The 15,394-nt window shown below is 58.1% G+C and carries 9 protein-coding genes; 5 read left to right on the top strand and 4 right to left on the bottom strand.

The window, feature by feature from the left end; translation table 11 throughout:
• Positions 1–3: 3 nt before the first annotated feature.
• The 3 genes from NLY36_RS07200 to NLY36_RS07190 form a co-directional block, all read right to left on the bottom strand.
• Positions 4–1,011 (bottom strand): LacI family DNA-binding transcriptional regulator, encoded by a 1,008-nt coding sequence (locus NLY36_RS07200; RefSeq protein WP_023734886.1) that lies wholly within the window; start codon positions 1,009–1,011, stop codon positions 4–6.
• Positions 1,012–1,415: 404 nt separating this feature from the next.
• On the bottom strand, positions 1,416–2,198 hold the full coding sequence (locus tag NLY36_RS07195) for an alpha/beta fold hydrolase (protein WP_023734885.1): 783 nt from the start codon (positions 2,196–2,198) through the stop codon (positions 1,416–1,418).
• A 422-nt stretch (positions 2,199–2,620) separates the two neighbouring features.
• Complete coding sequence (locus NLY36_RS07190; protein WP_023734884.1) at positions 2,621–4,165, bottom strand: FAD-dependent oxidoreductase; 1,545 nt, start codon at positions 4,163–4,165, stop codon at positions 2,621–2,623.
• A 593-nt stretch (positions 4,166–4,758) separates the two neighbouring features.
• On the opposite strand from NLY36_RS07190, the gene NLY36_RS07185 reads away from it, so the two are divergent.
• The 3 genes from NLY36_RS07185 to NLY36_RS07175 all read left to right on the top strand — a co-directional run bounded on the left by NLY36_RS07185 (position 4,759) and on the right by NLY36_RS07175 (position 10,570).
• Complete coding sequence (locus tag NLY36_RS07185) at positions 4,759–6,054, top strand: epoxide hydrolase family protein (protein ID WP_023734883.1); 1,296 nt, start codon at positions 4,759–4,761, stop codon at positions 6,052–6,054.
• 1,325 nt (positions 6,055–7,379) lie between these two features.
• The gene (locus NLY36_RS07180; protein ID WP_050590563.1) at positions 7,380–10,205 is read left to right on the top strand and encodes a PAS domain-containing protein; all 2,826 of its coding nucleotides are present in this window, start codon (positions 7,380–7,382) and stop codon (positions 10,203–10,205) included.
• On the top strand, positions 10,202–10,570 hold the full coding sequence (locus tag NLY36_RS07175) for a response regulator transcription factor (RefSeq protein WP_031199892.1): 369 nt from the start codon (positions 10,202–10,204) through the stop codon (positions 10,568–10,570). The genes NLY36_RS07180 and NLY36_RS07175 overlap by 4 nt, the downstream gene beginning before the upstream one ends.
• Before the next feature lie 666 nt (positions 10,571–11,236).
• Here the strand turns inward: NLY36_RS07175 and NLY36_RS07165 are convergent.
• Positions 11,237–11,833 (bottom strand): redoxin domain-containing protein, encoded by a 597-nt coding sequence (locus tag NLY36_RS07165; RefSeq protein ID WP_023734878.1) that lies wholly within the window; start codon positions 11,831–11,833, stop codon positions 11,237–11,239.
• A gap of 558 nt (positions 11,834–12,391) precedes the next feature.
• Here NLY36_RS07165 and NLY36_RS07160 point away from each other — a divergent pair.
• Positions 12,392–15,013, top strand: a complete 2,622-nt coding sequence (locus NLY36_RS07160) for a PAS domain-containing protein (protein ID WP_155923331.1) — start codon at positions 12,392–12,394, stop codon at positions 15,011–15,013.
• Entirely contained in the window at positions 15,010–15,384 is a 375-nt protein-coding gene (locus NLY36_RS07155; protein ID WP_023734875.1) for a response regulator, read from the top strand. Before NLY36_RS07160 ends, NLY36_RS07155 begins: the two co-directional genes overlap by 4 nt.
• Positions 15,385–15,394 lie beyond the last annotated feature (10 nt).

Raw genomic sequence — 15,394 nt, 5'->3', positions numbered from 1 at the left:
CAGTCAGGTCGAACCGCGTTCGATCAGGCTGTAGGGCATTTCGAGCGCGGTCCCCGCGCCCGGTGAGGCGCCGCGCAGGCGCTCCATCAGGATCTGTGCAGCCTTGACCCCCATGTCGCCCTGGAATTGCGCGACCGTGGTCAGCGATGGTGTGACCAGCCGCGCCGCCGAAATGTCGTCGAAGCCGGCAACCGCAATGTCGCCGGGAATGGCGATGCCGCGATCGCGCAGCGCCTGCATGACGCCGATGGCCATCAAATCGTTGGCGGCAAAGATCGCCGTCGGCGCATAGCCGCTGGCCAGCACCGCCTCGGCGGCACGGGCGCCGCCGGTCTCGCTGAATTCCTCGTCGACGAGGATGTAGGGCGTGCCGCCGGCCTCGGTCAGCGCGGTGCGATAGCCTTCGACCCGCACGCCCTGGGGGCCACCGCGGCCGGCGACCATGGCGATGCGCCTGTGGCCGCGGCCGATGAGAAACTGCGTTACCGAGAAGGCGGCGGCGTAGCTGTCGACAAAAATGTCGTCGATGGCGATGTCGCCGCCGCGCTTCTTGCTGGACTCGATACGCACCACCGGCACGCCGGCATCGAGCAGCGGTTTGAAGTCGCCGGCGCGCAAGGTGAAGAACACGCCGATCACACCGTCGACCCGCCCCTGACGGGACCAGTCGAGAAAATGCCGCTCGCGCTCGGCCGAGCCGTCGGTGCTGACCGCGATCACGTCATAGCTGAGGTTTTCGGCCACCGACTGGATGCCGCGCATCAGCGCCGGATAGAAAGGGTTGGTGATGTCGGGCACGACGCAGGCGATGGTCATGGTGCGGTTGGTCTTGAGCGCCTGCGCGAACCGGTTCGGCGTATAGCCAAGCTCCGCCGCCGCCTTGGTGATCCGCTCCCAGGTCTCCGACGAAATCGCCGGAGACCCGCCACCGCTCATCACCATCGACACGCTCGCCTGCGATACGCCCGCCAGCCGCGCAACGTCTTTCTGTGTGGCCCGACCAGTGCGCAATCAAAATCGTCCCTTATACGTAACAACAACCTATTAATACGTATTAAAGTACTGCGAATGGGGCGTCAAGAGGCGGAGTCTCGGGTCTAATCGCCGAAGGTACGCAGATGCATTTAGCCGGCGTCTTCGGGCCGATATTTCGCTCAAGACACCCGACCTGAGGGGCTTCATGATCGTCGTGGGGCAACGAGAAAGGCATTCGTTGCCCAGCGTGAGCATCGGTTGGTTCTTGGCCGATCGGATCGCACTGCGAAGCGAACTCATGACGGTACGGAGAAGCGTCAGGACCGCGTCCACCGGACGAATTGACGGCTCCCATATCAACCAGGGTCGCGACTCTATTCAGTGTTGCAAATGCTGCAATGTAGGTTCATCGGACTTGGATCTGCGCTTGTGACGCATTATCATTTTGCGTTCGCCGCATCCTCGATCAGAGCAGCCACCTCCCGAGGGTGGGAGACCATAACCAAATGGGAAGCGCCTGGGACGACCACTGTCTTCCGCGCATGGGCACGTTCAGCCATGAAAGCCATAGCGGCCGGCGGGATGTTGCGGTCTGAACCGCCGTAAATCGACCAGGACGGAATGGTTTTCCAGGCCGCACGAACTGCCCGTTCGGCCAGGGCGGCCTGATTCACTGGACGCTGCGCCGCACTCATCAGCCGCGCGTCCGCCTCGGGGAGGTCTGCGGCGAACTGGGCATGGAATTTGTCTTGCTGTATGTACAGGTCCTGGTCACCGTTCGGCAGATTGACTGGAGGCGCAAGCGTGGACCCGAGTGTGCTTCCCGGAAATTTACCAGTTAGTTCGAGGCTGCTCTCACCAATCTCGGGCTCGAAGGCAGCAACATAGACGAGCGCCCGCACATTAGATAACTGGCCCGCCATGGCGGAGATCACCGCCCCAGCGTAAGAATGGCCGACAAGAACGACCGGTCCCTTTACTGAACCAATGACGCTTGCGACATAAGCCGCGTCACCAGAGACGCTTCGCAAAGGGTTGGCCGCCGCGATCACAGTGAATCCGTCATGGATCAGATCCGCGATCACGCCGTTCCAGCTGGCAGACTCCGCGAATGCGCCGTGGACCAGGACGATTGTGGGCTTTGGCTCGTCGCCGAGGGCGACGGTGGCGCCGGCCAGACTAAATGCCCCGACTATCGCACCGATATTGACGAAACTGCGCATGATTCAACCTTTCTGTTAACTACTCCGCCACCAGAGCCGCTCAGTGTCGCCAAATCTATCGCACTAAGGTGTCGTCGACACCTTGGTGTAGGTGTGTTCAGCTTGAATAGGGCGAATCAGATCGGACTCGAACCGCCATCGCCCTTCCGTGGCTGGTCTCAATATTGAAATACGTGACCTGCCTTGCATTCAAATGTGCAACTGCCGGCTCGGGACTGACGGTATTGAGGAGATATGCAGAACCGGAGCTATCTGCCCTCCAAAGAAATCCTTGCGTGCGGATCAGCGAAAAAACGCTTCACCGTCGGACTACGTGGGTAAGTCAACAGACTACCGTCCTTCATGGATTTGTACCGCCAACGCTCGGCCCCTCATCTCTGATCTTTTTGGCCACCGGGAGCGCTGTGGCTCGTCCCCAAGCCCTACGACTTACCAACACTTGTTTGCCGCTCCATTTCCACCTCAGCTTCCAAGCTCTCGATGTCACGGAAGATCGAAGCAACGGCCAGCGTAAGCCCTGCGCGCTTGAAGCGCAGCAGGCAGTCTTTTGCACCAATGTCTCCATCAACCTTGATCTCGTCCCATCGCTCGGCATGACCAACGTAGTTGATCGGTATGTTGTAATGCTGGCTCCAAAAGAACGGCAGTGCGACGAATTTCTCGCTGTGGCCGAGCATATTGAGTGCTGCAGTTTGCCCTTGTCTCTCTGCAACCACCCAATGCTCGACACGAATCTTTTCGCCACTATTTGGATCGGGCCACCGCGCAATGTCGCCTGCCGCGAAGATCCCAGGCGCGCTCGTCTCCAGAAGGGCATTGACTGCGACACCGCGATCTATGTTGAGTCCAGCCTTTTCGGCCAGCCTAACCCGCGGTCGCACCCCGATACCGGCGACAACGAAATCCGCCTCAAGCATATTTCCGCTCCTGAGAGTCAGCTTCTTGCCATCGATGCTGCTCGCGATGTCCTCGAGATGGAATACGACACCGTTCTCCTCGTGGAGGGCGCGGATGAAGTCGCCCATTTGCGAACCAAGAACCCGCTCCATAGGACGTTTATCCGGCGCCACGACGTGAATTTCGATACCACGCGAGCGCAGGGCCGCGGCCACTTCCAGTCCAATGAAACTGGCGCCGAGCACGATGGCGCGGCGCGCGGTCGAGGCGTGCTCGATGATGGCCTTGCAATCCGCGAACGAGCGCAGCGTGTGAACGTGTGGCTGGTCGGCGCCGGGTATGTCCAAGCGAACTGGCTCGGCTCCGGTCGCAAGCAGTAGCCTGTCGTAGGGTGTCCGGGTCCCGTCCGCGAGTACAACCTCATGGGAACGTGCATCGATGCTGGCGACGTCCGCATTGAGACGCAGATCGATATCGTTCTTTGCGTAGAAGCTTTCCCGGCGAAGCGGAACCCAATCCTCCGGCGCATTGCCAGCCAAATAGTCTTTGGAAAGAATAGGCCGATCAACCGGCGGCGCGTCGTCGTTGCTGAGCATGACGATGCTGCCTTGATAGTTTTCGCGCCGCAGTTTTTCGGCTGCTGCGAAGCCTGCCGCGCCGCCGCCGACAATGACGATCTTCCCGGGAGGATGGCTGGACCCTCCTACGCGCTGCTTTGGTTCCGTCCGTTTTCGCTTTTCTCTCACGAATATCCGATCATCGCGCAGCTCCACCGACCAGCAAGCGAGTGGTTTTAAGGCAGGCGCGCGCAATGCTTCGCCCGTGCGCAAATCGAAGCACGCGTGATGCCATGGGCACCGAACCGTGCTCTCAACCAAAAGACCATCAACGAGTGGCCCGCCGTAGTGGGTGCATGTCGCCCCGATGGCGAAAACTTCAGTCCCGCGGCGTACCAACAACACCTGTTCACCGCCAGAATGACCGACGAGCTTTCCGCCATCGGGAAGGTCAGATAAAGCGATGCCGTTGACCAGATCCGGTCCGTTCGGTTTGGTATGATATTCAGCCATCTTCTTCTCCCTTCCCGATGCATTTGAGATCGCCTCCGACATTCCTGCCTCCAGCCCTTGGCCAGGCGGGCGGAGCTGATAGCTAGGGTCGCCTGTTTCAATCCGCCCCGGCCAACATACTGTGGATCTTACGGCGGCCATTGGGCCGGCGGTCCATGGCTAACGGCTCTCTGGCGTTGCTGTGTCGGTGACATCTTGCGCCTCAGTCAATGCGGACGGCAGGACGAATCAGCGCCGCGGCTCTGATTTCGTTTTCTCATTCCGAATCCATTTCGGAAAATCGAAGTCGCTGGCCATTATCGATTCGCGGGTATGAGACCCGCGCTGCCCCGCTAAATCAATTGGACCCAAGTATCGCCGATACCTTTGTGCCGACGATGAAATGCCCAATCCTTCGCGCTGTCTGCCGCAAGCGCCTCCGCAACAGCCCTGAGCTCGAGTGGCGGAGCCTCGGCGTTGCCGCGAGATGCACTTGGAGCATACCAAGGTATCGGCGATACCAACGTTCAATAGAAGTGACCGGTACTTACTGGCCTCATTGATTCGTGCTGTCTCGAGGCGAGCAGCTTTAGTCAAGTTATGAGGAGGTACAGATGTCATCATTATCTTCAATGTCCACCCGCCGGGAAGTTCTCGCGGCATCCGCCGCAGGGGCTATTGCGATGATTACCTTGCCGGGTGTCGCGGGAGCAATGAAGAGTGGCGGGTCTGAGACCATTCGCCCGTTCCGCGTCCACGTTGAGGACGCTGATCTCGTCGACCTCAAGCACCGCCTCAAAGCTACGCGGTGGCCTGAGCGCGAGACGGTGAATGACACCGCCCAAGGTGTTAGGCTCGCGACGATGAAGGCGCTCGCGCATTATTGGCAGACCGAATACGACTGGCGCAAATGCGAGGCGTACCTGAACGGCTTGCCGCAGTTCGTTACCGAGATCGACGGGCTGGATATCCATTTCATCCACATTCGCTCGAAGCATGCGAACGCGCTACCGGCCATCGTCACCCATGGATGGCCGGGCTCGATCATCGAGCAGTTGAAGATCATCGGTCCCTTGACCGATCCGACGGCCCATGGGGGCGGCGCTGCAGACGCCTTTGACCTTGTCATCCCCTCGCTGCCGGGACACGGCTTCTCAGGGAAGCCGACGGCAGCTGGCTGGGATCCAATCCGGATCGCGCGAGCCTGGGGCGAACTGATGACGCGGTTAGGGTACACGCGATACGTGGCGCAGGGCGGCGATTGGGGAAATGCCGTCACCGAGCAGATGGCGCTGCAGAGTCCGCCGGGTCTGATCGGCATTCATACGAACATGCCGGCCACGTTGCCGGATGAGGTCTCGAGTGCGCTCGCGGCGGGCGGCCCTGCGCCCTCCGGTCTATCGACCGACGAACGTTATGCCTGGGATCAACTCGACTTCTTTTGGAAGCATGGGTTGGCCTACGCCCAAGAGATGGCAAACCGACCGCAGACGCTGTACGCGCTGGCGGATTCACCCATCGGGCTCGCGGCCTGGATGCTCGACCACGATGCACGCAGCTACGACCTGATCGCCCGAGTCTTCGACGGAAAGTCCGAGGGTCTGTCCAAGGAAGACGTCGTTGACAACATCGCGCTCTACTGGCTCACCAACACTGCGGTCTCTTCGGCGCGCCTCTACTGGGAAAGCAAGCTAGCTTTCTTTGCGCCGAAAGGTGTGCCGCTCCCCACTGCGGTGAGTGCATTCCCGGACGAGATCTACACAGCGCCGCGCAGCTGGACTGAGAAGGCTTATCCAAAGCTGATCTATTACAACCGTCTCCCGAAAGGCGGCCATTTCGCGGCCTGGGAACAGCCGCAGGTTTTCGCCAACGAGCTCCGGGCTGCGTTCAGGTCGATACGTAGCGCCTGATCCCCGCCAGTGCAGACCTGCACGCCTCCCAAGTGGGCGTGGTGAGCGCAGAGTCCGGCCGTCCCCGCAGGCGGAGCGGCCGGCTCTGCTTCAGGACGTCATCATCGATGATCGTCACGAGCGGACGGTTGGTCATCGGACTGGGCGCCGCGTTTTCCGTATGCACGGTTTCAGGCCCGCGATTTGTTCCGAGATGTAAGGGATGGCGAACGGAACGCTCGCTCCCGGGCCGGTATGCGCTCTCCCAGATCTGTCCTTTGTGGTGCTCATCGATCGAGCGGCCAATGGAGAGCCCGACGCCGCCCTACTTGCTGCGACAGCAGCTGATCGGTGCGTCGGAAAACCCCGGTTTTTGTGATCCGACAACGATAATCCCAATATCATCCCGGTAGCCCCATTGGCATTGTCACGGGCGACACTCGGCGTCGCCAGAGCCGTACGTCCGGCAGCCGGCCACTGCGAGACAAGCCTCCGAGCGCCCCGACAACGACGTACCAACCTCGCCCGGCTGAAGGGTCTCTCCGAGCGATTGTGCGAGGGTGGCCACGGCGCAAATGCGCCGCTGCCACCATTGAGAAGCACGTAGACGAAGTCGACAGGGAGCATGCCGAGCAATGCGTACAGCAAGGTTCCCGTGGCAGGCAGCCAGTCCCCGAGGGCGCTTGCTAGTACCAGCAGAAATGCTGCGTCTGAACGAAATCATCTCCCAGAAGAAGGGAGGAAGAGTGATCCAAGGGACCTGACTTTCGAATTACGATTTCCAAGATTGAACCATTTTCTAGTCTCGGAAGAAGAGCGTGCACGCGCGATATTCTGTATCCTTTTACGAGCGAATCTTTGCCCAGCGACCGGCGAGAAAGACTCAGACCGATACCAAGGTGCTATGGATTTTCGGAATGGGAGGGAGCAGCGTTACACGAAAGTCCTGCGCTGGGCAGTTAAGTGGCCACGTCAGGTCAGCCTGTGCTGGTTGAGGGCGCTCAGCTGGATCGAGCGCGTGCCGTTATGTATTCCTTCAATAGTGAGGACCAAGGATATCGCGTTTTATGTCATTAATAAAATGCTTCGACCGCGGCGATCGAGTAGTTCAGATGGCGGGTCGACGTCGCCATCGTCACAATGCTAACCAATGGGGTAGCGACGGGATCGATCACAGTGCAGCGCATTGACGAGTTGAAGTTTCGCAGAACTACCGGCTTGGACCCAGGCATCAGTCAGTTCGGTATCCTCGAGAAAAATTCTTTCGTACCCACCACGCAAGAGTTTCTTCAAAGACTGCTTCAACGCCGTGCCGACAAAGCGCTCTCGCAACGAACTGCAAGCTGATGATGCAAATCGACGTTCTCCTCGCCGAGAATAACCGACTTCAGCGCTGTCTCAGCGACCTGGGTAGCGTTATGGCGCTGCCCAGCACATGGGGTGGCCGCGAGCCATTGATGGCCGGTCAACTACTCGACTTGGTTCTCGGCATGCTGGACCTCGACTTCGCCCATTTGCACTTCAAGGATGCCAACGACAATACGCGACGGCAGGTAACGCGACTGTCACAATGGGCGCGAAGCGTGGCCACATCGGAGGATTTCGGGGCGATGCTGGGGCCCTTGACGACCGCCGAGGCGACAGAATGGGCGCAACGACTTACGGTTGGCGGCAGTGTTCTTACGATCCTGCCTGTGCGCCTAGGCGCGCTTGGAGAGTTCGGGCTGCTGGTGACAGGTTCGCGGCGGGAGGATTTCCCGCGCGAGACCGAAACAGTTCTCCTGAGTGTCGCGGCCGCTCAGGCGACGATCGGCTTGCAGGCGGCTTTGCAACTCGACGAAGAGAAACGCTCTGCCCATGCAGAGCAAGCGATCGCTGCAAACGAGCGTAATCTTGCGCAGTTCGTAAACACGATTCCGGGTCTAGCGTGGTCCGCCCGGATCGATGGCTCGGCCGAGTTCTTCAACCAGCACTACCTCGACTACGTCGGGCTTACGGTCGACGAGGCGCTTGGGGCCGGTTGGGTGAACGCAGTTCATCCGGAGGATCTAGAGGGATTGATTGCGAGTTGGCATGCGATGTTGGCTTCACGTCAGGCAGGCGAAGCGGAGGCTCGGCTCAAGCGCTTCGACGGCGAGTACCGCTGGTTTCTGTTTCGTACAAATCCTCTGCACGACGAGGCCGGCGGAGTCGTCAAATGGTTTGGTGTCAACATCGACATCGAAGATCGCAAAAAAGCCGAGGAGGCGCTGCGTACTGGTGAGTGGAATCTTCGTCAGTTAACTGAAACCATCCCTCAGATGCTGTGGAGCGCTACACCCGATGGATCCATTGACTACTGCAATGCGCGCTTGTTGGATTACACGGGGTTCTCGGTTGGTGAAATCATCGGCGGTGGTTGGATCAAAATGCTGCACGCGGACGATGTCGAGCGGGCCAGGAAAGTCTGGCTTGCTTCCATTGAGAATGGGACTCCCTATCAGGTCGAAGTGCGGACGTTCCATGCTGCCGACCGCAGTTATCGCTGGGTTTTGACCGATGCGTTGCCGCTCCATGACGACTTCGGTCAAATTCTGCGATGGTATGGTAGTTGTATCGATATCCATGATCGAAAGGAGGCCGAATCAGCTATTGCAGCAAGCGAGCGAACCCTCGCACAAATTATCGATACGATTCCGGTCTATGTTTGGTCGGCTGGCGCCGATGGTAGCACCGATTTTCTCAACAGTGGCTATCTTGAATATCTCGGAATTGGGCGAGACCAGATGCAGGATTGGCCCTGGTCAGCCGTGGTTCATCCGGACGATCGTCAGGCAAGCGCCGGTGTCTGGAAGGACTTGTTAGTTTCGGGACGTGCTGGTGAAGTACAAGCCCGCTTCCGTCGTTTCGACGGGGAATACCGTTGGTTTTTGTTTCGGGCAAATCCGCTTCGTGATGAGACTGGTGCCGTCAAATGGTTCGGAGTTACGATAGATATCGAGGAATTGAAGCGTGCGGAGGAGAGGTTGCGCGCCAGCGAATGGAATCTGCGTCATCTCACGGAGACCATTCCTCAGATGCTCTGGAGCGCCAAACCTGACGGGGCGATCGACTACTGCAACACGCGTTTGCTTGACTATGCCGGATTCACTGCCGGGAAAATCACGGGCGACGGTTGGAAAAGTCTCGTTCATCCGGATGATCTCGCTCAAGCTGCGCGCGCGTGGTCCACGAGTGTCGTGACCGGCAGGCCTTATCAGGTGGAAGCGCGCCTCATTCACGCTGCCGACCGTTCGTTTCGCTGGTGTCTAACCACAGGCCTACCGCTGCGTGATGAAGACGGGCGAATCCTCAAGTGGTACGGCGTATGTGTCGACATGCATGAATGGAAAGAGGCGCAAGACGAACTACGCGAGACCCAGGCGGCGCTCGCTTACATAACGCGCGTGATGACCATGAGTCAGCTTACAGCATCGATTGCCCACGAGCTAAATCAGCCTTTGGCCGGCATCATGACGAATGCCGGTACGGCCCTGCGCATGCTGACTGCCGAACCGCCGAACATCGACGGAGCTCGTGAAACTGCAAAGAGAACAATCAGAGATGCTCAGCGCGCATCGGAGGTAATTTCTCGGCTACGCGCCCTCTTCACCAAAAGAATCACCACCTCTGAGGTCGTGGACCTGAATGCCGCCGCACAAGAGGTAGTTGCATTGTCATCGAACGAATTACACAAACGCAATGTGAGCCTTCGAGTCAATTTTGCCCAAAATCTACCACACGTAATAGGTGACCGCGTTCAGCTGCAGCAGGTAATTCTCAACTTCATACTGAACGGCGCTGAAGCAATGGATGAAGTGATGGATCGGCCGAGAGAATTGTTCGTCTCGACTGAGCTAGAACGAACGGGCCATGTTAGGGTTTCGGTCAAGGACGCCGGCGGCGGTTTCGATCCTGCTCTGGTCGAGAAGCTCTTCGGCCCGTTCTATACGACCAAAAGCGACGGTATGGGCATCGGTTTGTCCGTTAGCAAAACTATAGTCGAGAATCATCAGGGCCGTGTTTGGGCTGAGCGTAACGACGGCCTTGGCGCTACGTTCAACTTCTCAGTTCCTTCTCTGATTGCGCAAACATCATTCAACAGGTCTAGGAATGTCCCGTCGAGTTTGGCGGAAAGTACTGGACATACATGATGATAACACGGGCATACATCGCAGTTGTTGACGACGATGAGTCTGTTCGCGAGTCTCTGCCGGATCTAATCGGTATCTTTGGCCATGAAGCCGAAGCATTCTCCTCGGCAGAGGAATTCCTGGCTTCCAAACGGGTCAATCAAGCCAAGTGCTTGGTCCTTGACATCGCAATGCCTGGTATGTCCGGCATCGAGCTCCAACGCCAGCTGGCTCTCCAAGGTCGGCAGATTCCGATCGTCTTTATTACAGCACATGGAGATGATCGGGTCTGTCAGCGTCTGCGTCAGAGCGGGACAATTGAATGTCTCTTAAAACCGTTCACTGATACTGCGCTGCTTGATGCGCTCAACGCTGTTCTCCACTAGCTACTAGTTCAGGATGGTGGGGGCGTCGCCCTCGGACCGTGCTCTACTCGTCGCACACACCCCTCCCGAAGTCCGTTGACGCAGAGAATGGCGGGGATCGTCCTGCGCTTCATTCGTGAGCTTCGCGATGACTGATCCTAGTCGGCGCGTGACACTGAAGTGTTGTATGGCGGCCAAAGCAGGAGGGGGCGGTCTCTTATTCCTGATGCTCTGCCCGATATCGCCGGATCCGTGGGTCATCGCGTACGAGCCATAGCGGCCGTTCGCTATAAAGATCGAGCCCGTCGAGCGAATGATTGATCGGCAACGCCTGGGCGAGCCTTCCCGGTCCTCATGCCAGGTCGCTGAACCGCTCGATACCGCGATTGAGCCGCATGATCGCAGTGCCTTCGAGCGGCTCGAGCTTTCGACTCGGCATGCCCGGTCCGATCTCAGGGATCTAGCTCGAGACATTCAGCATGTCGAGATGCGGTAGGCGAGATAGAAATAGGCGTGACCGCGCTCGAAAAACAGCGAGCGATCGCACCCCAGTGGGGATCCAGAGCCGCTCGTATCTCAAGTCTTCCATGCTAAATCTTCTTAACATCCTCAGGCCAAAACCCCACACGGCGACTAAAGCTCGTCACCTTGCCAGCACGGACAGCGCGCACCCACAAATTTTCGAATTCATTCCTGTTCGCGAAATGTTTGAACGCGCGTCTTTCCGTAAGGATAGAAAAGCTCCTTACGACCAGTCTGCCACGCAGCCCTGAGTTCCGGCCTGTTGATGTCCCAGTCCGGCCGGCATTTCATAGTCACCGCTCGCATGTCCTGCCGCAGTTCCTCCACCGTGGGTCGCCCGAAAAACCAATACCCATTGTAGACCTTGTAGACGACAAGACCCGGCTCCATGACGATAACGTGAGGGATCATGGGGTTGTGCGTCGGATCCGTGTACTCCGCGATGTCGAGGTCCTTCTGCACAACGCGCCGCGGGTCCGAGAGAAAAGGCCAATGGGCGCCCACGCCAGTACGATATTCGCTCGTCTCCAGAAGATTGTCCGTCGTAATGGTGACAAGCCGGCAATAACCCACGTCCATTTCTCGATGAAGCTGGACTAGCCCTTCAGCCTGCCGGCGGTCCTTGGGACAATACCCGCCCCTACCGAGAACGAGGACCAACGGATCCCGTCCCTGCAACTCGGAAAGCGTTCGCCGCGCGGCAGTGTGATCTGAGAGTTCATAATTCGGAAAAATAGAGCCGGGAACAATATCGGATCGCATAATAGCACCACTGATTCCGACTGATAAATGTCAAGTCGCTAACGCAAACAGCAAGTAGTATACAATAGCAGGAAAACCGCTAAATCCATCTATACGATAGTATTGACAATACCATTGGATGACAAGACCCCAGACCAGGTCTAGCCGATATCATCGCGACCGCCCGGAGCCGCCCCAAATCCTTGCGTTTTCACTGTGTCACCGCAGGAGGTTTGGATGAATACGAAAACGAAAATGCTGCACTTCGACTCACCCACTCGTCACTGCCTATTGCCGAGTGACGTTTGACAACCGCCGCTACACACGTCCGTCTAGGTCGATCCAGGATTAGCCGAGTTGGAGCAAAAAGGTGATGGCCTGACGGTGGTTTCGATCCCTGGCGCGCGAGCGTGCAGGAATGGAGGACGATAAAGTCGCGTTACTAGAGACATGGACGAACCGTCGATCGCAGATCATTGTCTTGCAGCGTTGCACTCCTTTTTCCCATCGCGCATTCGATCTCGTCCCAAAACCGACACCTACGCATAATAGACGTTAGTGTTGTCCCGGGGGCATGGTGTGTCAGGACGTAGGCCTGTTCTGGTAGGCGGCAACGGTCATGAAGAAACTGCCGCATCCGCTCCCTTCGCTGGATCTGAACTCGGCGACGTGGGTCATGGCTGTTCTTTCTTCAACGGCGATGAGGTTTTTGGCGTGAGCGCGGCAGAACAGAAGAAGCACTGTGCAAAAAGCGATGAATCCCTCGTGACAAGCCAGCACGATTTCAAACTCATCATCGATACCATTCCTGCGATGGCATGGTCAGCTCGCCCAGACGGCCTCACTGAGTTTCTAAGCCAGCATTATCTAGAGTACACCGGCCTCTCCGGCGAGCAGGCGAGGGGGTGGGGCTGGACGACTGTGGTCCATACTGACGACCAGGATGGGCTGCTCACCCTATGGCAGACAATCATAGTGTCGGGCGAAGCCGGAGAAACCGAAGCCAGATTGCGCCGATTTGATGGAACTTATCGATGGTTTCTTATCCGCGCTAACCCGTTGCGGGATGAGTCGGGCAACATCGTCAAATGGTATGGGTTGAACATTGACATCGATGATCTGAAGCAGGCTGAGGACAAGGCCCTCGAAGCTGAGGGCGAGCTACAACGAACGATCGACGGGATACCGGCGCTGGTTGCGGCTTATTACCCCGACGGCTCGCGAATTTCTATCAAAAAGCGGGGGCGCGAGTTCACTGGACTGTGTGCTGAGGATGTGACGAATGGTGGCTGTAGGGGCGCAATCCACCCAGATGACATCGAGCTCGAAGAGAGCAAATGGCGCGCATGTGTCGCGACCGGAGAAACGTTCGAGCATGAGTACCGCGTTCGTGCGAGTGACGGGACATATCGCTGGCACATTGCCCGTCGCGTGCCGGTCCACGACAAAGCGGGTCGGGTGATCCGATGGTACGGTATCAGTCACGATATTGAGGGTCGGAAACGGGCGGAAGCTTTTCTCGCCAGCGAGAAGCATTTGCTGAAGATGATCGCGTCGGGCAATTTGCTTCGGGATGTTCTCAGCGCGTTGTGCGTTTTTGTCGAAGACGCCGCCCCCGACTGCTTCTGCGACGTCCACCTGATAAATTGGAGCAGCTCGACATTCGAATATGCCGTGGCTCCTTCCTTGCCTCCCGACTACAGCGCGCCGATTGCCGGCATGCCCGTCGACGGCGACCTGTTGCCATGTGGCATAGCGGCCTATCAAAAAACGCAGGTGGTCGCAGTGGACATGGAATCTGATCCCCGTTGGTATACGTCGCCTGTGCGGCTACATGTTCTGAAGCACGGATATAGGTCGGTGTGGAGCACTCCGATTTGTTCCAGAGAGGGGCGGGTGCTTGCCACCTTTTGCATCGTCCAACGGAAGCCTGCGAGCCCTTCGCCGCACCATCAGGATCTCATCGCGCACGCCACACAAATCGCCAGCATTGCAATCGAACGTTCCCTTATCGAGGCAGCGCTCAGGCGGAGCGAAACGTTGCTTTCGGAAGCACAACGCTTAAGTTCCACGGGCGCGTTCTCCTGGCGCTTGGACACTGACGAGATCGCCTTTTCCGAGGAACTCTATCATATCTTCGAACTCGATCCGAACTCCCCCGTGACGCTTGAACGGCTCCGTGAGCGAATCCACGCGGATGACCTCCAGTCGCTGTCCGCCCAGATGACTCGGGTTCGAGCCGGGCAGAGTTATCTCGGCTATGAGATCCGGCTGCGGATGCCGGATAGCAGGGTCAAATTTCTACGCACGTTTGGCAAGGTCATTCGCCATCAGGATGATCGCATGGAATGCCTCACCGCAGTGCAGGACGTGACGGGGCGGCGACAGGCTGAACAAGCACTTGGCAGAGCCCGGTCTGAACTCGCACATGTAACCAGGGTTTCGAGCCTCGGAGTATTAACAGCCTCGATTGCCCATGAAGTCAGTCAACCTTTATCGGGGATCATTACGAACGCGAGCACCTGCCTGCGCATGTTGGCGGCCGATCCTCCAAACATTGACGGCGCACGCGAAACCGCCCGCCGAACCATCCGCGACGGCAATCTAGCCGCAGATGTGATAACGCGATTACGCGCCCTCTTCAGCAAGCGAGCACCTACCCTTCAGTCGGTGGATTTGAACGAGGCGGCAAGGGAGGTGATCGCTTTGTCGTCGGGCGACGTTCAGAGCAGTCGCGTGGTTCTTCAGCCCCAATTGGCTGAGGGTCTGCCGCTCGTTGCGGGCGACCGTGTCCAGCTTCAGCAGGTGATCATGAACCTGATGCGAAACGCGGTGGACGCCATGAGCGGGGTAGATGATCGCCCAAGGCAGTTGATAGTAAAGACCGAGGCGGATGGAAATGACCATGTGCGCCTGTCTGTACGGGATTCCGGCACAGGTTTCGGCCCAGATGGTGCGGAGCGGCTCTTTGAACCCTTCTACACCACCAAGAATGAAGGCATGGGGATGGGATTGTCCGTTAGCCGTTCCATCATCGAGAGTCACTGCGGGCGTCTATGGGCAGCAGCAAATGATGGCCCGGGAGTGACGTTCACGTTCTCCGTGCCCGAATACTCCAGGGAGCGATTGTCTTTGCAGGATGTGAGTGTTGGTACGGCGTCCGCGGTCGGTGGTGTTCGAAGATCGGCGGGAGCGAGATGAAGCCTGCGGATGCACTGGTGTCAGTGGTTGACGACGACACGTCTGTGCGCGAGTCCTTACCAGATTTGCTCAAGGAGTTGGGCTTCAGGGTGGACACATTCGCTTCGGCAACGGAGTTTCTGGCGTCTGACAGCATTCATGAAGCCAAGTGCCTGGTTCTCGATGTCACCATGCCCGTCATGACAGGCCCCGAACTGCAACAGGAACTAGCGCGTCGCGGGCAAGAGATTCCGATCGTCTACATTACCGCGCAGCGGACCAGTGCCATGCGGCTTCGTCTCATCGAACAGGGTGCGGTCGAGTGCTTGTTTAAGCCGTTCAGCGATAGGGCCCTTCAGGAGGCTCTCCATCTGGCGGTTTGTAAGCCTTGAAAGTGATGGA

This window comes from Mesorhizobium sp. C399B (genome assembly GCF_030323185.1).
GTDB lineage: Bacteria > Pseudomonadota > Alphaproteobacteria > Rhizobiales > Rhizobiaceae > Mesorhizobium.
The sequence above is the reverse complement of the archived record's forward strand: the minus strand, read 5'-3'. Positions and strand labels throughout refer to the sequence as shown.

Bases quoted from the DNA above. Each gene is read 5' to 3' on its own strand.
- NLY36_RS07195 (WP_023734885.1), bottom strand. From the start codon at position 2,198: ATGCGCAGTTTCGTCAATATCGGTGCGATAGTCGGGGCATTTAGTCTG.
- NLY36_RS07190 (WP_023734884.1), bottom strand. From the start codon at position 4,165: ATGGCTGAATATCATACCAAACCGAACGGACCGGATCTGGTCAACGGC.
- NLY36_RS07185 (WP_023734883.1), top strand. From the start codon at position 4,759: ATGTCATCATTATCTTCAATGTCCACCCGCCGGGAAGTTCTCGCGGCA.
- NLY36_RS07180 (WP_050590563.1), top strand. From the start codon at position 7,380: ATGATGCAAATCGACGTTCTCCTCGCCGAGAATAACCGACTTCAGCGC.
- NLY36_RS07175 (WP_031199892.1), top strand. From the start codon at position 10,202: ATGATGATAACACGGGCATACATCGCAGTTGTTGACGACGATGAGTCT.
- NLY36_RS07165 (WP_023734878.1), bottom strand. From the start codon at position 11,833: ATGCGATCCGATATTGTTCCCGGCTCTATTTTTCCGAATTATGAACTC.
- NLY36_RS07155 (WP_023734875.1), top strand. From the start codon at position 15,010: ATGAAGCCTGCGGATGCACTGGTGTCAGTGGTTGACGACGACACGTCT.